This is a genomic window from Microbacterium sp. zg-YB36 (genome assembly GCF_024623575.2).
In the GTDB taxonomy this organism is placed as follows: domain Bacteria; phylum Actinomycetota; class Actinomycetes; order Actinomycetales; family Microbacteriaceae; genus Microbacterium.
The window spans coordinates 1-18,029 of the sequence record NZ_JANJFD020000013.1; the positions used below are offsets into that span (position 1 = coordinate 1).

Below are 18,029 nucleotides of genomic sequence, written 5' to 3' on the forward strand. Positions count from 1 at the left end.
TCGGCGGCCATAGCGAGAGGGAAACGCCCGGATCCATACCGAACCCGGAAGCTAAGCCTCTCAGCGCCGATGGTACTGCAGGGGGGACCCTGTGGGAGAGTAGGACACCGCCGGACTTCTTTCGTGAGAAAGCCACCCAATGCTGGGTGGCTTTCTCTCGTTAACGCAGCGTTTTCGCACCGCGGCGCGGCGCAGCATCACCAGATCGCGAGCCGCACCAGCGCCCCGATGACACAGGCCCACAAGAGGCTGGCGAGCGTACCGACGATGAAGCGCTCCCGCGCCGCCGGGGTGGACAGCTCCGAAAAGCGTCCGATGCCCTTGAGTGCCACCACGACCGCGATGGCTTCGGGGAAGCCGGCGATCAAACCGAGCGTGACGCCGACCCGCTCCAGATATCCGATCGTGGTCCCGCCGCGGAGGATCTCCTGCACCTCGCCGGACTCGTTCGCGTCCCCCCGCACGCCAACGAGGATTCCGCCGGCGATCCCCTGCTGCACGGTGCCGTGTGTTGCCATGTCCAGTACCCGCCGCACGACCGGGTCGCCGCCGAGCACCGAGAGCGCCAGGGCCGGCAGGGCCAGGATCATCCCCATGATGCCCGGCACGTTCTGCGGCGTCATCACCACGATGACCAGGCTCAGCACAATGATCCCCGCAGCGATGGCCAGCGGGATGTTCCGTGGCCGCCGCAGGCTCAGCACGACCAGCGCGAGGGCCGCGCACAGCGCGAGGAACAGGAAGATCGACAGGATCGCGACGACAACGGCGTCGGGGATGACCACCACCATGCCGACAGTGTGGCATGTAGGTCCCTCACTGCACCGGCATCCATTCGCCTCTTGCCACTGATCCGGCGGCTACGCAATGCTCGAACCCATGGCGAAGATGGAGCATTTCGAGATTCCGGCTGACGATCTGCCGCGTGCGCAGGAGTTCTACCAGCGGGTGCTCGGATTCGACTACCAGCCGTGGGGCGACGACATGGGCATGCTGACCCAGCCGGACGGCGAGGGCGTCGACGGCGACCTGCATGAACGCGGTGCGGTGTCGCATCCCACGGTCGTGTTCACGGTTGACCGCATCGAGGACACCATCGCGCTCGCGGTGGCCCGCGGGGGTTCCCAGGTGAACGAGATCCAGGCACTCGGCGAGAACGGCCGCTGGGTGTACATCACCGACTCCGAGGGCAACATGATCGGGCTCTTCGACGAGATCGCCGTCGCCTGAGCCGCACGGAGGCGCGGCGCAGCGCGCTGATAGCCTGGACCGCGTGTCTTCCCAAGCCCTGACGGTCGCCGAACCCGCGATCGACCCCACGTTCGAAAACGTCTGGGACGAGTTGGTGTGGCGTGGCCTGGTTCACGTGTCCACCGGCCAGGAGGCGCTGCGCGAACTGCTCGCCGGCGACCCGATCACGTACTACTGCGGCTTCGATCCGACCGCGCCGAGTCTGCACCTGGGCAACCTCGTGCAGCTGCTCACGATGCGGCGGATCCAGCTGGCCGGGCACAAGCCGCTGGGCCTGGTCGGCGGCTCGACCGGACTGATCGGTGACCCGCGACCCTCCGCCGAGCGCACGCTGAATACGCCCGAGGTCGTGGCGGAATGGGTGGGCAGGCTGCGCGTTCAGGTGGAGCGCTTCCTGAGCTTCGAGGGCACCAACGCCGCCCGCATCGTCAACAACCTCGACTGGACGGCGCCGCTGTCGGCGATCGACTTCCTTCGCGAGATCGGCAAGCACTACCGCGTCGGCACGATGCTCAAGAAGGATGCCGTCGCCGCGCGGCTGAACTCCGACGCCGGGATCAGCTACACCGAGTTCAGCTACCAGATCCTCCAGGGGATGGACTACCTGGAGCTCTACCGCCAGTACGGCTGTGTGCTGCAGACCGGCGGCTCGGACCAGTGGGGCAACCTCACCAGCGGCACCGACCTGATCCACCGCGTCGAGGGCGCGTCGGTGCACGCGATCGGTACGCCGCTGATCACCAACAGCGACGGCACCAAGTTCGGCAAGAGCGAGGGCAACGCCATCTGGCTCGACCCCGAGATGTGCAGCCCGTACCGGATGTACCAGTTCTGGTTGAACAGCGACGACGCCGACGTGATCGGCCGGCTCAAGGTCTTCACCTTCCTCACGCGTGCCGAGATCGAGGAGTACGCCCAGCTCGTCGAGACCGAGCCGTTCCGGCGGGCCGCGCAGAAACGGCTGGCGCTGGAAGTGTCGACGCTCGTCCACGGCCCCGAGGCGACGGCGGCGGTCATCGCGGCATCCGACGCCCTGTTCGGCAAGGGGGACCTGACGTCGCTGGATGCCGCGACGCTGCGTTCCGCGCTCGAGGAACTGCCGCACGCCACCGCGACGCGCGAGACCACGGTCGTGCAGGCGCTCGTGGACACCGGTCTCACCACCAGCCTGTCCGAATCACGCCGCGCGATCGCCCAGGGCGGGGTGTCACTGGACGGCGACCGCGTCGACGATGACACCGCGCTGGTCACCGGTTCGCTCCCCGGCGGGGTGTCGGTGCTGCGACGCGGGAAGAAGACCCTCGCTGGACTGTTCCTGGCCGAGTCGGCCGAGTAGGCCGACGAGGCGCGGATGCCGTTCACTCCCAGCCACGCAGTCGTCGCGCTGCCGTTCATCCGCACGCCGCTCGTTCCCGCGGCCATCGCCATCGGCGCGATGACCCCGGATCTGCCGCTGTTCGTCCGCGGGACCCCGCTGACCTACGCGGCGACCCACTCCTGGCCGGCGCTGCTGCTGACGGTGCTGGTCGCCTTCGTGCTGCTGCTGGCGTGGCGGTGTCTGCTGCGCCCCGCGGTGCGGGAGCTCTCGCCGCGGTGGCTCGCCGCTCGCCTGCCCGCCGAATGGGACATGCCGGCAGGCGAGGCGGCGATGGACACCGTCGGCGCCGATCGGCGGCATCCGCGTGGCCGTGCCTACCCCGTGCTCCTTGTGATCTCGCTGCTGCTGGGCGTGGTCACGCACATCGTCTGGGACGCGTTCACGCACGAGGCGCGCTGGGGAGTGGTGCTCTTTCCAGCGCTCGACGCCGCATGGGGGCCGCTGCTGGGCTACAAGTGGCTGCAGTACGGCTCGAGCGTCGTGGGCCTGGTGGTCATCGCGGTGTGGGCGGCGGTGTGGCTGAGCAGGCGCGATGCCGCGACCCCCGTCTCGCGGGTGTTCCCCGCCGCCGTGCGCATCGGGTGGTGGGCATCGCTTCCGGTGATCCTCGTCGCGGCGTGGGTGAGGGGGCTCGTCGCCTTCGGGCCGCTGGATGCCGATTTCGGCGTGGCCCACCTGGGCTACCGCGTATTGCCCCCGGCGTGCGGTGTATGGGGCCTGGTCACCCTCGTGGTGGCGGTCGCGGTCCAGGTCGCACGAGCGCGCCGCTGATCTCGCTACCCGGACGCGCTCGGGCCCGATTCGCGCGTCCGGGCCGGCGTCAGAGCGCTGCGCCCACCGAGACCCGAGCATCCGCCAGTGCCAGCACGACCGCGAGCGCTTCGCGCAGCGACGCCTCCGGGTCGGTGGTGAGCCGATCCTGCCGCCACGCGATGTGCTGGTCGGGGCGCACCAGAATGCACCCGGACTCGCCGATGCCGGACGCCTTCGCCCAGGCGCCGTAGAGATCCGCGACCTCACCGCCCGCGCCGATGCGCAGTGCGGTCACGGGGATGCCGGTGGTTTCGGTGATCGCGCGAGCCGCGTCCAGCCATGCCCCGCCGCGGGTGCGGGTGAGCAGCGTGAACTGCTCGGGGCGGCAGAGGTCCAACGTCGACACCGTGGTGCCTCGGCATTCCACCCACGCGTGCGGCACCCGGGCCCCGGCGATGTTGCGGGGGCGATAGACGAGCTCGAGATCGATCTCGTCCTCCGGCTCCAGGGTGCCGTCGGGAACGACCGCGCCCTCGCGGTACACCTGATTCATCTCGGTGCCGTGCGCGTGGTAGGACCAGGTCTTGGAGTCCCGGGCCACGGCGAACGCCTCGCGGCGGGCCTCGCCGGCATCCGAATCGGCGAAGAGCACGTCGAACTGCGCCTGGCGCTCGGCGGGAGAGGCCGCCGGATCGATGCCGAGCGCCTTGACCACCTCGGGGTTCTGGTGCCAGCCGGCCACGGCGCGGTCCACGACGTGGCGCCCGATCGGCTGGCGTTCCGTGCTGTACGAAGCGAGGAGCCCCGCGCCGGCGTTCCAGCGCAGCGTGGCGGCGAGCTTCCAGGCGAGGTTGAAGGCATCCTGGATGCAGGTGTTGCCACCCAGCCCGTTCATGGGGGGATGCCGGTGCACCGCGTCGCCCGCGCAGAACACGCGGCCCTCGCTGTAGCGGTCGGCGACGACCTGGTTGATGCGCCACGGATACATCCCGCGGATGGTGATCTCGACGGTGTCGTCCTGGATGATCTCGCGGACGGCGGTGATCAGTTCTTCTTCCGAGAGCGTGGTCACGCTCTGCCCGAGGTGGACGAACCCGACGATCCACTCGTTCCAGGGGCGCACCATGCGCAGCATCGCGTTACCCATCGCCCCGTCGCGGCCCGGCTGCAGGATCCAGAAGATCGAACCTGGGCGGTGCGCGAAGTGCTGCGAGAGGTCCGCCTCGAAGTGCACATTCAGTGCGGGGGCGAGCGCGGGCGTGCCGGTGAAGGGCAGCCCGATGGCCTCGGCCACCGGACTCTGGCCGCCGTCGGCGCCGATCACGTACGCGGAGCGCACCGTGAACTCGGCGCCGGTGAGGCGGTCCCGCAGCGTCGTCGTGACGCCATCGGCATCCTGCGCCAGCGAGACGAACTCGGTGCTGTAGCGGGTGACGACGCCCAGCCGCATTGCTTCGCCGACGAGGATCGGCTCGAACCGGTCCTGCGGCAGGTCGCACCCCTTGCCGGGGCTGTGGGCGTATTCGCCGGCCCGGGCCGGATCGTTGCCCCAGCTCCACATGCGGCCGAACTCCACGCCGGCGACCGCCGTCATCATGACGTGGTTGGCCATCTGGTCGCCCGGCGTGGCCGCAGCCACGCATGCGTCTTCGAGATCGAGAGTGCGCATGACCTCCATCGTGCGCTGGTTGACGATGTGAGCGCGGGGGGAGTTGGCGACCCACGGCGCGCGACTGATCATCATGGCCTTGACCCCGTGGCGGGCCAGCGCGACCGCGGCGGTGGAACCGGCCAGGCCTGCCCCGACGATCAGGACCTCGGTCTCGAGTTGCTCCATCGCGACTCCCTTTCGTTAGTGTTCAGTCACAGCGTGAAACTAATGATGCACGCATACCCATTTCTTTCCAACGGTGGAGCGATCCTGAATACGAACACTGATGCTGCAGAACAGTTCGCGCACGTCGCGGACCTGATCGTCGACATCGCACGCGAGATGCGACTGCGCAGCGGCGTGGACGCGCCCGGCGTCCCGCTCAACCAGACGCAGAGTCAGGTGATGAGGTTCGTGCACTCCTGCCCCGATAGCTCGGTGTCCGAGATCGCCCTCGCAGTGGGCATCAAACGCACCAACGTCAGCTCCGCCCTGCAGGATCTGCGCGAGCTCGGCTACGTCACGACGGCCCCGGATCCGCGCGATGGCCGCGCGATCCGCGTCCGACCGACCGCGCTCGCCGATCGGACGATCGCGCAGTTGGGACGGGCGTGGGCGGGCACGCTGCAGGAGGCGTGGGATGCCGTCGGGCACGGCCGTGACGACATCGCGGCAGCGGAGTCCGTGCTCGCCGCTCTCATGCAGGGCCTGCGGGCCACCCGGCACGACGGCCCCGGCACTCCCCACTGAACGCCGGCGCGACATCACCTCCAGCCGATTTGCGAACACCCGTCGCGATGTGCAGGGTTAGGTTGCGACCACGGCATCCTCGTTAGGGTCTCCGCCCGTTACCGTCAGGGGAGCACCCCGCGGCTCCCGAATCGCCGCGGACGGGTGAGCATCGAGTGTTCTGACGCGAGGAGGCGTCGTTATGCGACGAAAAGCAGCACTACTGAGGGTCGCGATCCCTCTGACCATCGCAGGCCTGCTTTTGTCCGGCTGCGCCGGCGGAGCCGATCCCGAACCCGCGGGGAACAGCGGGGCACCATCCGGACCCAGCGGCACCCTCAAGGTCAACTGGGGTGGCTTCCCGCAGAGCTGGGCGCCGGGCCAGTCCATCGAGCCCGGGTACCTCCGCGTTCCCTACGAGACGCTGACCACCCTCGGTGCAGACGGGTTCACCGTCGAGCCGTGGCTGGCGACGGAGTGGGAGCAGACCCCCACTGATCTCACGCTCACGCTTCGCGACGATGTCACCTTCCACGACGGGACACCCTTCAACGCTGAGGCCGTGAAGATCAACATCGAGTACGTGCGTGACAACGGCGGACAATTCTCGGGCGCGCTGAGCGGTGTCGACTCGATCGATGTGATCGATGAGACGCACCTGAAGATCAACTTCTCCCGCCCCGCGCCGACGTTCCTCACGATGTTGACGCAGCGCAACGTACCCATCGCTTCGCCGGCGGCCATCGCCGACGCCTCGGTCGTGACGGCGCCGGTGGGCACGAGCCCGTGGGCGTACGACGAATCAGCCTCGGTGCAGGGCACGAAGATGGCGTTCGCACTCACCGACGACTACTGGGGTGAGGAGCCGGGCTTCGCCGGCGTCGAGCTGTTCGGCATCGCCGATGACACCGCTGCCACCGCCGCGTTGCTGTCGGGCGAGATCGACATCACCGACACCGAAGACGACCAACTGCCCACGCTGGAGTCGGCGGAGAACGCCGAACTCATCACCTACCCGGCGATCCGCAACAACATCGTGTTCTTCGACCGCGGCCCCGGCGGCGTGTTCGAGGACGTGGATCTGCGCAAGGCCCTGTGCTACGCGGCCGATGCCACCGGTTACAAGGAGATCGACTCGGCGGTGCTCGATGCCCCGCAGCAGCACTTCATCGACGGCGAGTTCGGCAACAACCCGGACATCGTCGGCTACCCGGACAGCAGCGAAGCCGCTGCGGCGTTCAAGGCAGCCGGCAGCCCGGCCGTGAGTGCGACGTTCCCGGCGGCACCGTTCAACAAGCAGCAGCTGGAGTACTTCGTCGACGGCATGAACCAGCTGGCAGGTGTCGAGGTGACCGTGCAGGAATTGGCGGTGCCGCAGTTCCTCAGCGACTGGAACTCGGGCAAGTACCCGCTCGGCGTCGGAAACAACCCGCAGATCGCCCCCTACGACTGGTACGCCACGTGGTTCGCGGAGCGGGCCTTCTCCAACCCCTCGGGGACTGAGAGTGCGCAGCTCAAGGCCGCGGCGCAGGCTGCCGTCGCTGCCGGCACCACCGAGGAGGCGCAGGGGCTGTGGGCGGAAGTCATGCGGATCATCATCGACGAAGAGGCGCTGGCATGTGGCTTCACGGTGCAGTCGGAGATCATCGCCTGGAACGCCGACACTGTCAGCGGCGTCGAGCAGCCCACCGAAGCGTGGGAGCAGAACCTCGTCAACTACCGCGATCTGAAGCCTGTCGGCTGACGTTCGCCTGACTGCATCACACCCGGAGGTAGAGACACATGGCACTGCGAGCGATGAGGCGAGGGGGACGGCGATGCTGAAACTCATCGGTTATCGGCTCATCCTCGCAGTGCCCCAACTGGCGATCGTGTCGCTGCTGGTGTTCTCGCTGGTCTACCTCATCCCGGGGAGCGCGGCGGCCGTCATCCTGGGCGACGCCGCCTCCTCTCCGGAGGAGATCGCGCGGGTCGAGGCCCAACTGGGCCTCGACCGGCCGTTCATCGTGCGGCTCGTCGAGTGGTACGCCGCTGCGCTGCAGGGCGATCTGGGCACATCGCTGCTCGCGGGACAACCCGTGACGGACATGATCGCCCAGCGCCTGCCCGCCACCCTGTCGCTGGTCATCGGGGGACTGCTCGTTGCCGTCATCGTGGGCATGGGTCTCGGCCTGTTCGCCGGGGTGAAAGCGGGACAGCCGCGGGACCGCGCCGTCACCGGCGTGACCGCCTTCCTGCAGTCCGTCCCCGAGTTCTGGCTGGGCCAGATCCTCGTGGTCGTGTTCGTGATCCAGCTGAAGCTCGCCCCGGTGCTGGCATGGACGCCGCCGAGCCAGGACGTCGGCAAGTGGCTGACCGGACTGATCCTCCCTTCTCTCGCCCTCGGCGTCGGGACCGCCGCCCTCATCGCCCGCCAGACACGCACCGCGATCGCCGACTCGCTGGCATCGCGCTACATCGACACGCTCACCGCCGCGGGTGTCTCGCGCACGCGGATCATCTGGACCTACGCGCTGAAGAACTCCCTCGTGCCGGCGCTCGCCGCCGTCGGGCTCGCCGTCGGCGTGCTGTTCGGGGTGAGCCTCGTCATGGAGCGCGTCTTCTCGTTCCCGGGCCTCGGCACGCTCATGCTCAACAGTGTCCTGAGCAAGGACTTCCCCGTCGTCCAGGGTGTCGCTCTCGTGATCGGCATCATCATCATCGTCGTCAACGCCGTACTGGACATCTCCTACGGCGTGATCAACCCGAAGGCGCGCCCGTCATGACCGACGCCCAGTACAGCCAGACGGTCGCCGTCCGCACTCCTAAGGGAGCGCCGGCGCAGACGGGCACCGGGCGCACGCTGCGGCGCATCGCGCGCCAGCCGCTCACCGTGATCGCACTCTCGTGGCTGCTGATCGTGGTCGCCGCTGCGGTCTTCGCGCCCCTGCTGGCGCCTTATGACCCGCTCCACAACGACTTCGACGACATGCTGTCCGGGCCGACGGCCGAGCACTGGCTCGGCACCGACGAGAACGGCCGCGACGTGCTCAGCCGCATTCTCTACGGCGCACGCATCGCCCTCCTCGTCGGATTCGGCGCCGTCATCATCGCGATGCTGATCGGAGTGCCCATCGGCCTGCTCCTGGGCTTCCGCGGCGGCTGGACCGACCGGATCGGCACCCGTTTCGTCGATGTGTTCGACGCACTGCCCGGCATCCTGGTGGCGTTCGCCGTCATCGCCATCCTGGGTCGCGGGCTGCTACCGCTGCTGCTGGCGATCGGCTTGATGTTCTGCATGAACTTCGCGCGGATGGCCAGGGCCATCACTCTCGCCGAGCGGCACAAGCTCTACGTGGATGCCGCCCGCGTCTCGGGATTGCGCGAATCGGCCATCCTGTTCAAGCAGGTCCTGCCGAACCTGACTGCGCCGCTGATCGTGCAGGCCGCGATCATGACCGGAACGGCCATCATCATCGAGTCGGCGCTGAGCTTCCTCGGGATCGGTCTGGAGTCCTCGACCCCATCCTGGGGCGGTCTGCTCGGCGTCGCCGCTGCGAAGCTGGCGCTGCAGCCGTTCCTTGCCATCCCGCCGGGAGTGGCGATCGTGCTCACGGTGCTCGCGTTCAACACGCTGGGGGACGGGCTCAACGATGCTCTCGGGGTGGGCAGGCGCAAGCCGTTCCGTCGCTCGAAGCGCACCTCCGACTCCGTCGCCCGCACCGCCCTGCGCCAGGCGCCGGCGGCCGGAGGAATCGCTGCGGCCGAGGCGGGCGGGTTCACCGGGGTGCCCATCGCGATGGGGGTGCCTGCCGGCATCGACCCGTCGCCCGTCACCCGTGACGAGGCAACGGTCGACCACCGTCCCGCGGATCCGGAGAACATCCTCGAGGTGCGCAACCTCACAATCGAGCTGCAGACGACGGAGAAGGGCAACGTCGACCTCGTCTCCGACGTGTCGCTGTCGATCCGTCGCGGCGAGATCGTCGGCATGATCGGCGAATCCGGGTCGGGGAAGTCGACCTTTGCGCGAGCGGTGCTGGGACTGCTCGCGCCCGGCATCGGCGTCTCGGCCGGGTCGATCCTGCTCGACGGCGAAGACGTCGTCGGCAAGACCGAGAAGCAGCTCCGCGGTGTGCGCGGCAGCACGATCGCCGCGGTGTTCCAGGACCCGATGGCCGCCCTGTCTCCGGTGCATACCATCGGCAAGCAACTCGCCGAGCCGCTGCGCGCTCACTTCGGGATGTCCCGTTCGCAGGCGCGCACCCGTTCGATCGAGTTGCTGGATCGGGTGGGCGTGAAGGACGCGCAGACGCGGCTGGGGCATTACCCGCACCAGTTCTCCGGCGGCATGGCGCAGCGCGTGGCGATCGCAATGGCGTTGGCATCGCGACCCGCGTTGATGATCGCCGATGAGGCCACCTCGGCGCTGGACGTCACGACTCAGGCGCAAGTGCTCGACCTGCTGCTGGATCTGCGTGACGAGTACGGCATGGCTATCCTGCTGATCACCCACGACATGGGTGTTGTCGCGGAGGCGTGCGACCGGGCGGCGGTGATGTACCGCGGCGAACTGGTGGAGGTCACCGAGACCGCCGCGGCCCTGTTCGATGCCCCGCAGCATCCCTATACGACTTCGTTGCTCGCCGCTCGCGAGCGCACGCCACGGCCGACTGCGGAGGTTTCCCGATGACCGAGGCCGCCCCCCTGCTGCAGGTCGCGGACCTGTCGATCAGCTACGACAGCGGCGGGCCTTTCCGGAAGCGGAAGAACGTCGTGCACGGTGTCTCGTTCGACATCCGACAGGGCGAGACCTTCGGCCTGGTCGGCGAATCAGGCTCCGGCAAGTCGACGACCGGCCGTGCGATCCTGCGGCTGCTGGCCCCGTCCGCTGGTTCGATCACCTTCGACGGCACCGAGGTGACCGGCTTCGGCCGCACCACGCCGCTGTCGTACCGCCGCGACGTGCAGGCGGTGTTCCAGGACCCGTCGACCTCGCTCAACCCGCGCCAGCCGGTGTCGCGTTGCGTGACGCTCGCCCTCAAGCGCCACGGGATGGGTGATCGCGTCGAGCGGGAGCGCCGCGCCGCTGAGGCGTTCGACCACGTCGGGCTGACCCGTATGCACCTCGACCGCTACCCCAGCGAGTTGTCCGGCGGGCAGCAGCAGCGCGTGGCGATCGCCCGCGCCCTTGCGCTCGGTCCGCGTCTGGTGGTCTGTGACGAGGCACTGAGCGCACTGGATCTGTCCACCCAGAACCAGATCATCAGTCTCCTCGTCGAGCTGCAGGTCGAGACAGGGATGAGCTATCTGTTCATCGGGCACAACCTGGAGATCGTGCGACACATCTCGGACCGCATCGCCGTGATGCGGTTGGGCGAGCTCGTGGAACAGGGCAGCGCACGCGATGTGTTCGACAACCCGCAGCATCCATACACGCGCAAGCTGCTCGGCTCGACGCCCGCGCAGCACCCGGCCGGTCGCGACGAGCGGCGTCGTGTGCGTGCCTCGTTCGCGCAGAGTCCTCTCGCCGTGCCTGCTCTGGAGGTCTGAACCTCTCGCCGGCGGTCGCTAGGCTGGGCCCGTACGCCCGCGGCTCCCGAGCGCGGCGTCTGGAAGGATCACCGTGGATCGCCTTGTCGTCATGAAGACGTTCGTCACCGTTGCGAAATCGTCGAGCTTCAGCGGAGCCGCGCGCGAACTCGGCATCTCCGGCTCCCTCGTGTCGCGCCACGTCGCCGACCTCGAGCGGCAGATCGGGGTGCGGCTGGTCAACCGCACCGCGCGGTCGGTGAGCCTCACCGACGCCGGGCGTCGCTACGCGGAGTTCTCCGAGCGCGTCCTCGGCGAGATCGAGGAGGAGGACGTCTCGCTGTCGCAGGCGCGCGACCTGCCCGAGGGGCCGCTGTCGGTGATCTGTCCCAAGTGGATCGGCACGCTCGACGTGGGCGACGCGATCGCCGCATTCGTGCGCGAGCACCCGAAGATCACGCTCCGATTCGAGCTCGGCGGCATGTCGGATCGCAACTACGACTTCCTTGATCGCGGATACGACGTCGCGTTCCACACGCGTGACCTGCGGGACTCGAACGTGCTCATCCGGCGAGTGTCGGAACTGCCGTTCGTGCTCGCGGCATCCGCTGCCTACCTCGCGCGCAACGGTGTGCCGCAGACGGTGGCGGAGCTCAGTGACTTCGACTGCATCCTGCACCCCAATGACCCGGTGTGGCGGCTGGGGGAGGGCGAGGACACCGTGCACCACAAGATCGTCGACCCCAAGGTCGTCGCGAACTCGTACCTCGTCATTGAGAAGCTGCTCGAGCATGACTGCGGCATCGCGCTCATCCCTCGCAACCCCGCCGAGGAGCGCTTGGCGTCCGGCGAGCTGGTCGAGGTGCTGGCGCACCTGCGGCCGCCGGCGCGCGCGCTCTACGCCGTGCACGGACCCGGCGGTCAGACGCCGGAGCGGGTGCGGATCTTCCTTGACTTCATGACCGCTTGGTTCCGGTCGCGCACCGTGCGCGTCGAGGCCTGAAGCGAATACTCACTCGGGGGCGCGAATACTCACTCGGGAACGCGAGTACTCACTCGGGCGAGGGCGACGACGGACAGCGCGACGGCGGGGGCGATCAGTAGCGCGAGGCGCAGCGACGTCGCGTCGGCGAAGGCGCCGATGAGCGGCGGGGCGAGGAAGCCGACGCGCATCACGAGCGACGAGATCGTCAGGCCCACACCCGCGCGCAGGCCCGGCGCCTGGTCGGCCGCCTGCATTGCGGACGGGATCATCGTCGCGATGCCGATGCCGACCAGCGCGAACCCCGTAAGCGAGGTCCACGACGCCGGGACGGCAAGGGCCAGGACGAATCCCGTCGCAGCCAGCCACGCGCCGACGGCGAGGACCCGACCCGTTCCCCACCTGTCGATCGCCGCGTCCCCCACGAGCCGACCGAGCGTCAAAGCGCACATGAAGGCGATGAATGCCGCCCCGGCCGTTGTCGTTCCAGCGCCGACGATGTCGACGAGGTAGATCCCGCCCCACGTCGAGACGATGTCCTCGAGCAGCGCTCCGGCGATGCCGATGCCGACGATCGCGAGGAACGGCCACAGCGCGAATCGTGCCGCCGCGGTCGGTGCCACCGACGGCCGATCGGGGGCGGGCGCAGCCGGAAGCCGCACGAGCACGCCCGCTGCCAGCGACAGCAGTGCGATGAGGATGCCGGTGGTCACCAGCTGCACGCCGATCGGCACCCCGTTAGCCAGAGCCAGCGCAGCCACCGACCCGCCCACGATCGCCCCCACGCTCCAGACACCGTGCAGGCCGCTGATCACGGACTTGCCCAGCGCACGCTGCACGCGCAGTCCGTGCGCGTTGTTTCCGATGTCCCCCGTGGAATCCAGAATCCCCGCGATGAAGAGGGCCAGAGCAAGCGTCCAGCCGTCGGAGGCCATCGAGATGACGATGAGGTTGAGTCCGAGCAGCATCGAGGACACGACGGCGGTGGGGGCAGAGCCGATAGACCGCAACAGACGACCCGCGATCAGACCCGCCGCAAGAGCCCCGACCGGGCCCGCCGCGATCACCAGGCCGAAGGTGGCGTTGTCGAGGGAGAACGTCTCTCGCAGCTCGACATACCGGGGAACGATCGATGCGAACGCCACAGCGTTGACGAAGAAGAGCAACGCGACACCCCACCGAGCCCGACTTGCGCGAGCCTGCGGCACGAGTTCCATCGCGTTCCACCCTATCCGCACGCCCTCGCGGGCCTGGCCACCAGCACCCGCCCACGCCTCGCCCGTCGCGATGGCCGCCTGGCCGGGCCATTCGTGACAGGCGAGCGAGGAGCGTCGACGCGCGAATACTCACTCGGGGACGCGAATACTCACTCGGGGACGCGAATACCCACTCGGCGGCTCTTCCGCTCGCGGCGAAAAGTGATTATGTTTTGATAATCACATTAGGCGAGGAGGCCGGATGCCCGACGACGTCGTCCCTGATGATCGCACGTTCACGCAACTCGCCGAGCTCGTGATCGACATCGCCCGCGAGGTGCAGTTGCGTACGGCGCAGTCGACCCCGGTGGTGCCCCTGACTCCCACCCAGGGTCAGGTGATGCGCTTCGTGCATCGGCACCCCGGCTGCTCGGCATCCGACGTCGCCGACGGCAGCGGCCTGCAGCGTGCCAACGCCAGCACGGCGCTGCGTGAACTGCGCGAGCGCGGCTACATCACCTCGCAGCGCGACGCCGTCGACGGACGTGCCATCCGCATCCACGCCACCGAGCTGTCGGACGCGACGATCGCCACGCTGCAGGGCACGTGGGCCGCCCTCCTCGAGAGGGCGTGGCGCACGGGAGGACCATCGGATGCCGAGGGGGTGCCGGCAGACGTGACCGCGGCGCTCACCCGCATTCACGACGGGCTCGGTGCAGACCGCGCAACGAAAGCCTTCGCGCCCGCCACTCCCGCCCGCGGGGCCCGGGGCGCAGACTCGACCCATCCCGACCGCTGAAGGATCCCTCGCCATGTCCATCGAACGCATCGAGTCCGTCACCTACGGTGTCGACGACCTCGACGAGTGCACGCGTTTCTTCATCGACTTCGGGCTCGCCCTGCGCGAGCAGACTCCGACCCGTGCGGTGCTGACCACCCAGGTCGGCCAGACCGTGGTGCTGCGTCCGCTGGAGGACCCCGAACTTCCGGCAGCGGTGGAGAGCGGGCCGGGAATCCGGGAGGTGGTGTGGGGCGTCGACTCGCAGGAATCCCTCGACGTGCTCGTGGCGGGCCTGCGCAGCGACCGGGCTGTACACGTGGACCCCGACGGTGTCGCGCACACCTACGACGAGACCGGCTTCGGCGTGGGGCTCGCCGTCACCCGACCCGAGCACGTCGGCTACGACCCGCGCAAGTACAACAGCTCCGGGCGCATCGAGCGGTGGAACTCCTCGCACGGTGCCATCCCGCAGGTGCGGCCCATTCGCATCTGCCACGTGGCGCTGAACATCCCGAAGGAAGGCAGGCGCGAAGCGGCCGACTTCTACCTGTCGCGACTGAACTTCCGCGCCACCGACATCGTGGAGCCGATGGGGGTGTTCATGCAGATCGAGGGCGACGACGACCAGCACAACTTCCTGCTGTGCCACCGCCCCGACCGCGCCGGCACCAACCACACCTCCTACGAGGTGTCGGGGTTCGATGACGTCATCGAGGGCGGCAACCACATGATCCAGAAGGGGTGGCGGGAAGCCCGTCGCCTCGGCCGTCACACCGTCGGATCCAATGTCTTCCGTTTCATCCACAACCCCGCGGGCGGGCGCGTCGAATACGCCGCCGACATGGACCGCGTCGACGACAGCTACGGGCCGAACGTGCACGCCGAGACGCCGCCGCACCACATCTGGGTGCTCGAGACCAACCGGGAGAACCCGGTTCCCAACACATCAGAAGGAAGCGCTCTGGCATGACCATCGTCACCGAGAACAGCACGGCCGCGGCCGAGATCTATGCCAGCGCGCGGCTGGGCCTGTACATCGACGGCCAGTGGCGCGACGGTGCCGACGGGCGCACGTTCGACGTGCTCAACCCGGCCACCGGAGAGGTCATCGGCCAGGTCCCCCGGGCCGAAGCGCGCGACCTCGATGACGCGCTCGCCGCGGCCGAGCGCGCCTTCCCGCTCTGGCGCGACACGTCCGCGTTCGACAAGAGCCGCATCCTCATGAAAGCAACGGCGCTGCTGCGCGAGCGCGCGGGTGAGATCGGCCGGCTCATGGCGATCGAACAGGGCAAGCCCCTGAAGGATGCCGTCACCGAGGTACAGCGGGTCTCCGGCACCCTGGAGTGGTGCGCGCAGGAGACCCGGCGCCTGTACGGCCGCATCATCCCCACCGACATCGACACGCAGCTGACGGTGCGGTACGAGCCGGTCGGCGTGGTCGGGGCGATCGTGCCGTGGAACTTCCCCGCCGGCTCCCCCATGCGCAAGATGTCGGCCGCTATTGCCGCCGGCTGCGCACTGGTCATCAAGGCCTCGCAGGAGGTCCCGGCGACCGTCTGCGCACTCGCCGAGGTCTTCCACGATGCCGGACTGCCCGCTGGCGTGCTGAACCTCGTCTTCGGTCGGGGCGCCGAAACCGCCGAGCACCTCATCGACGCGCCCCAGACCCGACTGATCGCCTTCACCGGATCGGTGCCCGTCGGAAAGCAGCTCAACGCCCGCGCCGGCGCGCTGATGAAGCCGACCATCATGGAGCTCGGCGGACACGCGCCCGTCATCGTCGCCGCCGACGCCGACCCGCTCCAGGCCGCTCGCCGCGCGTCGGGAGCCAAATGGGCCAACGCCGGCCAGGTGTGCACGTCCCCCAGCCGCTTCTTCGTGCACGAGAGCATCGCTGCGGAATTCACCGCCGAGATGGTGCGTCTGGCCGAAGCGCTCGTCGTCGGTGACCCGCTCGACGATGACGTCACGATGGGTCCGCTCATCAACGCGAAACGGGTCGAGGCGACCGAGCACCTGGTGCGCGATGCCGTCGCACACGGCGCCACGGTGGCCACCGGCGGGGAGCGCATCGGCGAGACCGGCTGCTTCTACGCCCCCACCGTCCTCACCGATGTCCCGCTGGACGCTGAGGTCATGAGTGAGGAGCCGTTCGGCCCCATCGCGCCGATCACGACCTTCACCGACCTCGACGAAGCCATCCGCATCGCCAACTCGCTACCGTTCGGGCTCGCCGCGTACGCGTTCACCGAGTCGGCTGCGACCGCCGACGTGCTGGTGCGCGGCTTCGAAGCCGGCATCCTCTCGATCAACCATTGCGGCGGATCGGTCACCGAAGCACCCTCGGGCGGGGTGAAGGACAGTGGCATCGGTCGCGAATCCGGCCCGGAAGGCGTGCAGGCGTACCTGGTCACCAAGCGCATCAGCCACAAACTGCGGTGACGGCGAAGGACGAACGGATGCTGCTGGCCCGCTGCGCGCGCGACGGACGCGAGTTCCTCGGCTACGTCGAGGACGACGAGGTCGCCGAGATCTCCGGCGACCCGCTGCGCATCCCCTTCGCGCCTCTCCAGGACGACCCGCAGTCGCTGCGCACCGGCGCGCGGCACCCGCTCGACGCGGTCGCGTTTCTCCCGCCGGTGTTCCCGCCGACCTTCTACGCCGCCGGGTTCAACTACAAGGCGCACAACCGGCACCACGAAGAGCTCGGCTACGACCCGGTGAAGGTGGGCACCCGTCCCGAGGTGGGCTACCGCGCGCAGAGCGCCCTCATCGGTCACGGCGGAGACATCGTCAAACCCGGCGGGGTCGAGGGGCGTTTCGAGGCCGAGGCGGAGCTTGTCGCAGTCATCGGCCGCACGCTCAAGCACGCCGACCGTGACCAGGCACGCGCGGCCGTCTTCGGCTGGACTATCGGCAACGACGTCAGCGCCCGCACCTGGCAGCACGCGGACCGCACGTTCTACCGCGCGAAGAACGCCGACACGTTCAAGCCGATGGGCCCCTGGATCGCCACCGGCATCGACCCCCTGCGCTCCACCACGACGGTGCGGCGCAATGGCGAGGTTGATGCCCGGTTCGCCACCGGCGACATGATTTTCGACCCGTACGACTTCATCGTCGAGATGACGAAGTACATCACCCTGCGACCCGGCGACGTGCTGTGGCTCGGCGCCGACGGCAACACCCCCATGGCCGTGGGGGACGTCATCGACATCGACATCTCCGGGATCGGGACACTCACCAATCGCGTCGTCGCCGACGCGGACAAAGAAAGGATGCCGTCATGAGCACGACCGAGACGAGCGCGGGCCCCACTCCGGTGGCCCCCGGCTTCAGCCTGCCGGAGCCGAAGTTCGACTCCGAGGGCCGGAGCATCGAGCCGAAGTACATCCACCACGTCAACTTCCCCACCACCAACGTGGACCGCACCGTCGAGTGGTACACGAAGGTCTTCGGGCTGAAGCGGGTGATGCCCAAGAGCAACACCCGGGTGGTGCTGATGACCAAGGGCCGCTTCGACCTGCACTTCACGCCGGTTGAGGAGATGGACCGCATGGCGCCGTACCACTTCGCCATGGAGGTGGAGGACTGGGACGGCTTCCTCGGGCACCTCGACAGCCTCGGCATCCGCCACACCCGCCCGGTGGAGCGCCCCGAGAACCAGTCGAAGTTCTGCTACATCCACGACCCCGACCACACGATGATCGAGCTCGTCTTCCACGGCAAGCGCCCCGCCTGACACCCGCTTCCGACCCGCCGGCATCCGACCGGCCCGTCGCCCCTGCCCTGAGGAG

At 68.6% G+C, this 18,029-nt stretch carries 17 protein-coding genes and 1 rRNA gene; 15 read left to right on the plus strand and 3 right to left on the minus strand.

All coding sequences use genetic code 11. The features are described 5' to 3' along the window. A 5S ribosomal RNA gene (gene rrf / locus NQ151_RS15755) occupies positions 1 to 116 on the plus strand. Between the two features lie 81 nt (positions 117 to 197). Here rrf and NQ151_RS15760 read toward each other — a convergent pair. Continuing rightward, positions 198 to 791, minus strand: coding sequence for a hypothetical protein (locus tag NQ151_RS15760; protein ID WP_257508777.1), 594 nt, complete (start codon positions 789 to 791; stop codon positions 198 to 200). Positions 792 to 879: 88 nt separating this feature from the next. Here NQ151_RS15760 and NQ151_RS15765 point away from each other — a divergent pair, with 88 nt between their 5' ends. Genes NQ151_RS15765 through NQ151_RS15775 form a run of 3 tightly spaced genes read left to right on the plus strand, consistent with a single transcriptional unit; the run spans position 880 to position 3,400 of the window. Next, the gene (locus NQ151_RS15765) at positions 880 to 1,230 is read left to right on the plus strand and encodes a VOC family protein (protein ID WP_257508778.1); all 351 of its coding nucleotides are present in this window, start codon (positions 880 to 882) and stop codon (positions 1,228 to 1,230) included. Between the two features lie 43 nt (positions 1,231 to 1,273). Continuing rightward, positions 1,274 to 2,587, plus strand: a complete 1,314-nt coding sequence (gene tyrS / locus NQ151_RS15770; protein ID WP_257528672.1) for a tyrosine--tRNA ligase — start codon at positions 1,274 to 1,276, stop codon at positions 2,585 to 2,587. A gap of 15 nt (positions 2,588 to 2,602) precedes the next feature. Continuing rightward, positions 2,603 to 3,400, plus strand: a complete 798-nt coding sequence (locus tag NQ151_RS15775) for a DUF4184 family protein (protein WP_257528673.1) — start codon at positions 2,603 to 2,605, stop codon at positions 3,398 to 3,400. Between the two features lie 49 nt (positions 3,401 to 3,449). Here NQ151_RS15775 and NQ151_RS15780 read toward each other — a convergent pair whose 3' ends face one another. Continuing rightward, positions 3,450 to 5,219: an FAD-dependent monooxygenase gene (locus NQ151_RS15780; RefSeq protein WP_257508781.1), complete on the minus strand. Its 1,770-nt coding sequence runs from the start codon at positions 5,217 to 5,219 to the stop codon at positions 3,450 to 3,452. A gap of 42 nt (positions 5,220 to 5,261) precedes the next feature. Between NQ151_RS15780 and NQ151_RS15785 the strand changes: the two genes are divergently transcribed. From NQ151_RS15785 to NQ151_RS15810, 6 genes are all read left to right on the plus strand, one after another. Then, positions 5,262 to 5,783 (plus strand): MarR family winged helix-turn-helix transcriptional regulator, encoded by a 522-nt coding sequence (locus tag NQ151_RS15785; protein WP_257528674.1) that lies wholly within the window; start codon positions 5,262 to 5,264, stop codon positions 5,781 to 5,783. A gap of 181 nt (positions 5,784 to 5,964) precedes the next feature. Then, complete coding sequence (locus tag NQ151_RS15790) at positions 5,965 to 7,506, plus strand: ABC transporter substrate-binding protein (protein WP_257528675.1); 1,542 nt, start codon at positions 5,965 to 5,967, stop codon at positions 7,504 to 7,506. Positions 7,507 to 7,579: 73 nt separating this feature from the next. Beyond that, positions 7,580 to 8,527, plus strand: coding sequence for an ABC transporter permease (locus NQ151_RS15795; RefSeq protein WP_257528676.1), 948 nt, complete (start codon positions 7,580 to 7,582; stop codon positions 8,525 to 8,527). Beyond that, positions 8,524 to 10,434: a dipeptide/oligopeptide/nickel ABC transporter permease/ATP-binding protein gene (locus NQ151_RS15800; RefSeq protein WP_257508785.1), complete on the plus strand. Its 1,911-nt coding sequence runs from the start codon at positions 8,524 to 8,526 to the stop codon at positions 10,432 to 10,434. Before NQ151_RS15795 ends, NQ151_RS15800 begins: the two co-directional genes overlap by 4 nt. Then, positions 10,431 to 11,294 carry an ATP-binding cassette domain-containing protein gene (locus tag NQ151_RS15805; protein ID WP_257508786.1) on the plus strand — a complete coding sequence of 288 codons (864 nt, stop codon included), beginning with the start codon at positions 10,431 to 10,433 and terminating at the stop codon, positions 11,292 to 11,294. Before NQ151_RS15800 ends, NQ151_RS15805 begins: the two co-directional genes overlap by 4 nt. 73 nt (positions 11,295 to 11,367) lie before the next feature. After that, on the plus strand, positions 11,368 to 12,276 hold the full coding sequence (locus tag NQ151_RS15810; protein WP_257508787.1) for a LysR family transcriptional regulator: 909 nt from the start codon (positions 11,368 to 11,370) through the stop codon (positions 12,274 to 12,276). A gap of 29 nt (positions 12,277 to 12,305) precedes the next feature. On the opposite strand, the gene NQ151_RS15815 is transcribed toward NQ151_RS15810, so the two are convergent. Beyond that, complete coding sequence (locus NQ151_RS15815) at positions 12,306 to 13,472, minus strand: MFS transporter (RefSeq protein ID WP_257528677.1); 1,167 nt, start codon at positions 13,470 to 13,472, stop codon at positions 12,306 to 12,308. Between the two features lie 241 nt (positions 13,473 to 13,713). Between NQ151_RS15815 and NQ151_RS15820 the strand changes: the two genes are divergently transcribed. The 5 genes from NQ151_RS15820 to NQ151_RS15840 are packed head-to-tail and all read left to right on the plus strand — an operon-like array spanning position 13,714 to position 17,974. Further along, the gene (locus tag NQ151_RS15820; protein WP_257528678.1) at positions 13,714 to 14,250 is read left to right on the plus strand and encodes a MarR family winged helix-turn-helix transcriptional regulator; all 537 of its coding nucleotides are present in this window, start codon (positions 13,714 to 13,716) and stop codon (positions 14,248 to 14,250) included. 13 nt (positions 14,251 to 14,263) lie between these two features. Beyond that, positions 14,264 to 15,202, plus strand: coding sequence for a VOC family protein (locus NQ151_RS15825; protein ID WP_257528679.1), 939 nt, complete (start codon positions 14,264 to 14,266; stop codon positions 15,200 to 15,202). After that, positions 15,199 to 16,674 (plus strand): NAD-dependent succinate-semialdehyde dehydrogenase, encoded by a 1,476-nt coding sequence (locus NQ151_RS15830; RefSeq protein WP_257528680.1) that lies wholly within the window; start codon positions 15,199 to 15,201, stop codon positions 16,672 to 16,674. The genes NQ151_RS15825 and NQ151_RS15830 overlap by 4 nt, the downstream gene beginning before the upstream one ends. Next, complete coding sequence (locus NQ151_RS15835) at positions 16,671 to 17,522, plus strand: fumarylacetoacetate hydrolase family protein (protein WP_257528681.1); 852 nt, start codon at positions 16,671 to 16,673, stop codon at positions 17,520 to 17,522. The genes NQ151_RS15830 and NQ151_RS15835 overlap by 4 nt, the downstream gene beginning before the upstream one ends. Next, positions 17,519 to 17,974 (plus strand): VOC family protein, encoded by a 456-nt coding sequence (locus NQ151_RS15840; RefSeq protein ID WP_257528682.1) that lies wholly within the window; start codon positions 17,519 to 17,521, stop codon positions 17,972 to 17,974. The genes NQ151_RS15835 and NQ151_RS15840 overlap by 4 nt, the downstream gene beginning before the upstream one ends. The last annotated feature ends 55 nt before the right edge of the window (positions 17,975 to 18,029 follow it).

Coding starts and splice junctions, on each gene's coding strand:
- NQ151_RS15765 (WP_257508778.1), top strand. CDS start 880: ATGGCGAAGATGGAGCATTTCGAGATTCCGGCTGACGATCTGCCGCGT.
- NQ151_RS15795 (WP_257528676.1), top strand. CDS start 7,580: ATGCTGAAACTCATCGGTTATCGGCTCATCCTCGCAGTGCCCCAACTG.
- NQ151_RS15785 (WP_257528674.1), top strand. CDS start 5,262: ATGATGCACGCATACCCATTTCTTTCCAACGGTGGAGCGATCCTGAAT.
- NQ151_RS15805 (WP_257508786.1), top strand. CDS start 10,431: ATGACCGAGGCCGCCCCCCTGCTGCAGGTCGCGGACCTGTCGATCAGC.
- NQ151_RS15820 (WP_257528678.1), top strand. CDS start 13,714: ATGCCCGACGACGTCGTCCCTGATGATCGCACGTTCACGCAACTCGCC.
- NQ151_RS15790 (WP_257528675.1), top strand. CDS start 5,965: ATGCGACGAAAAGCAGCACTACTGAGGGTCGCGATCCCTCTGACCATC.
- NQ151_RS15780 (WP_257508781.1), bottom strand. CDS start 5,219: ATGGAGCAACTCGAGACCGAGGTCCTGATCGTCGGGGCAGGCCTGGCC.
- NQ151_RS15760 (WP_257508777.1), bottom strand. CDS start 791: ATGGTGGTGGTCATCCCCGACGCCGTTGTCGTCGCGATCCTGTCGATC.
- NQ151_RS15775 (WP_257528673.1), top strand. CDS start 2,603: ATGCCGTTCACTCCCAGCCACGCAGTCGTCGCGCTGCCGTTCATCCGC.
- NQ151_RS15825 (WP_257528679.1), top strand. CDS start 14,264: ATGTCCATCGAACGCATCGAGTCCGTCACCTACGGTGTCGACGACCTC.
- NQ151_RS15800 (WP_257508785.1), top strand. CDS start 8,524: ATGACCGACGCCCAGTACAGCCAGACGGTCGCCGTCCGCACTCCTAAG.
- NQ151_RS15840 (WP_257528682.1), top strand. CDS start 17,519: ATGAGCACGACCGAGACGAGCGCGGGCCCCACTCCGGTGGCCCCCGGC.
- NQ151_RS15830 (WP_257528680.1), top strand. CDS start 15,199: ATGACCATCGTCACCGAGAACAGCACGGCCGCGGCCGAGATCTATGCC.
- NQ151_RS15815 (WP_257528677.1), bottom strand. CDS start 13,472: ATGGAACTCGTGCCGCAGGCTCGCGCAAGTCGGGCTCGGTGGGGTGTC.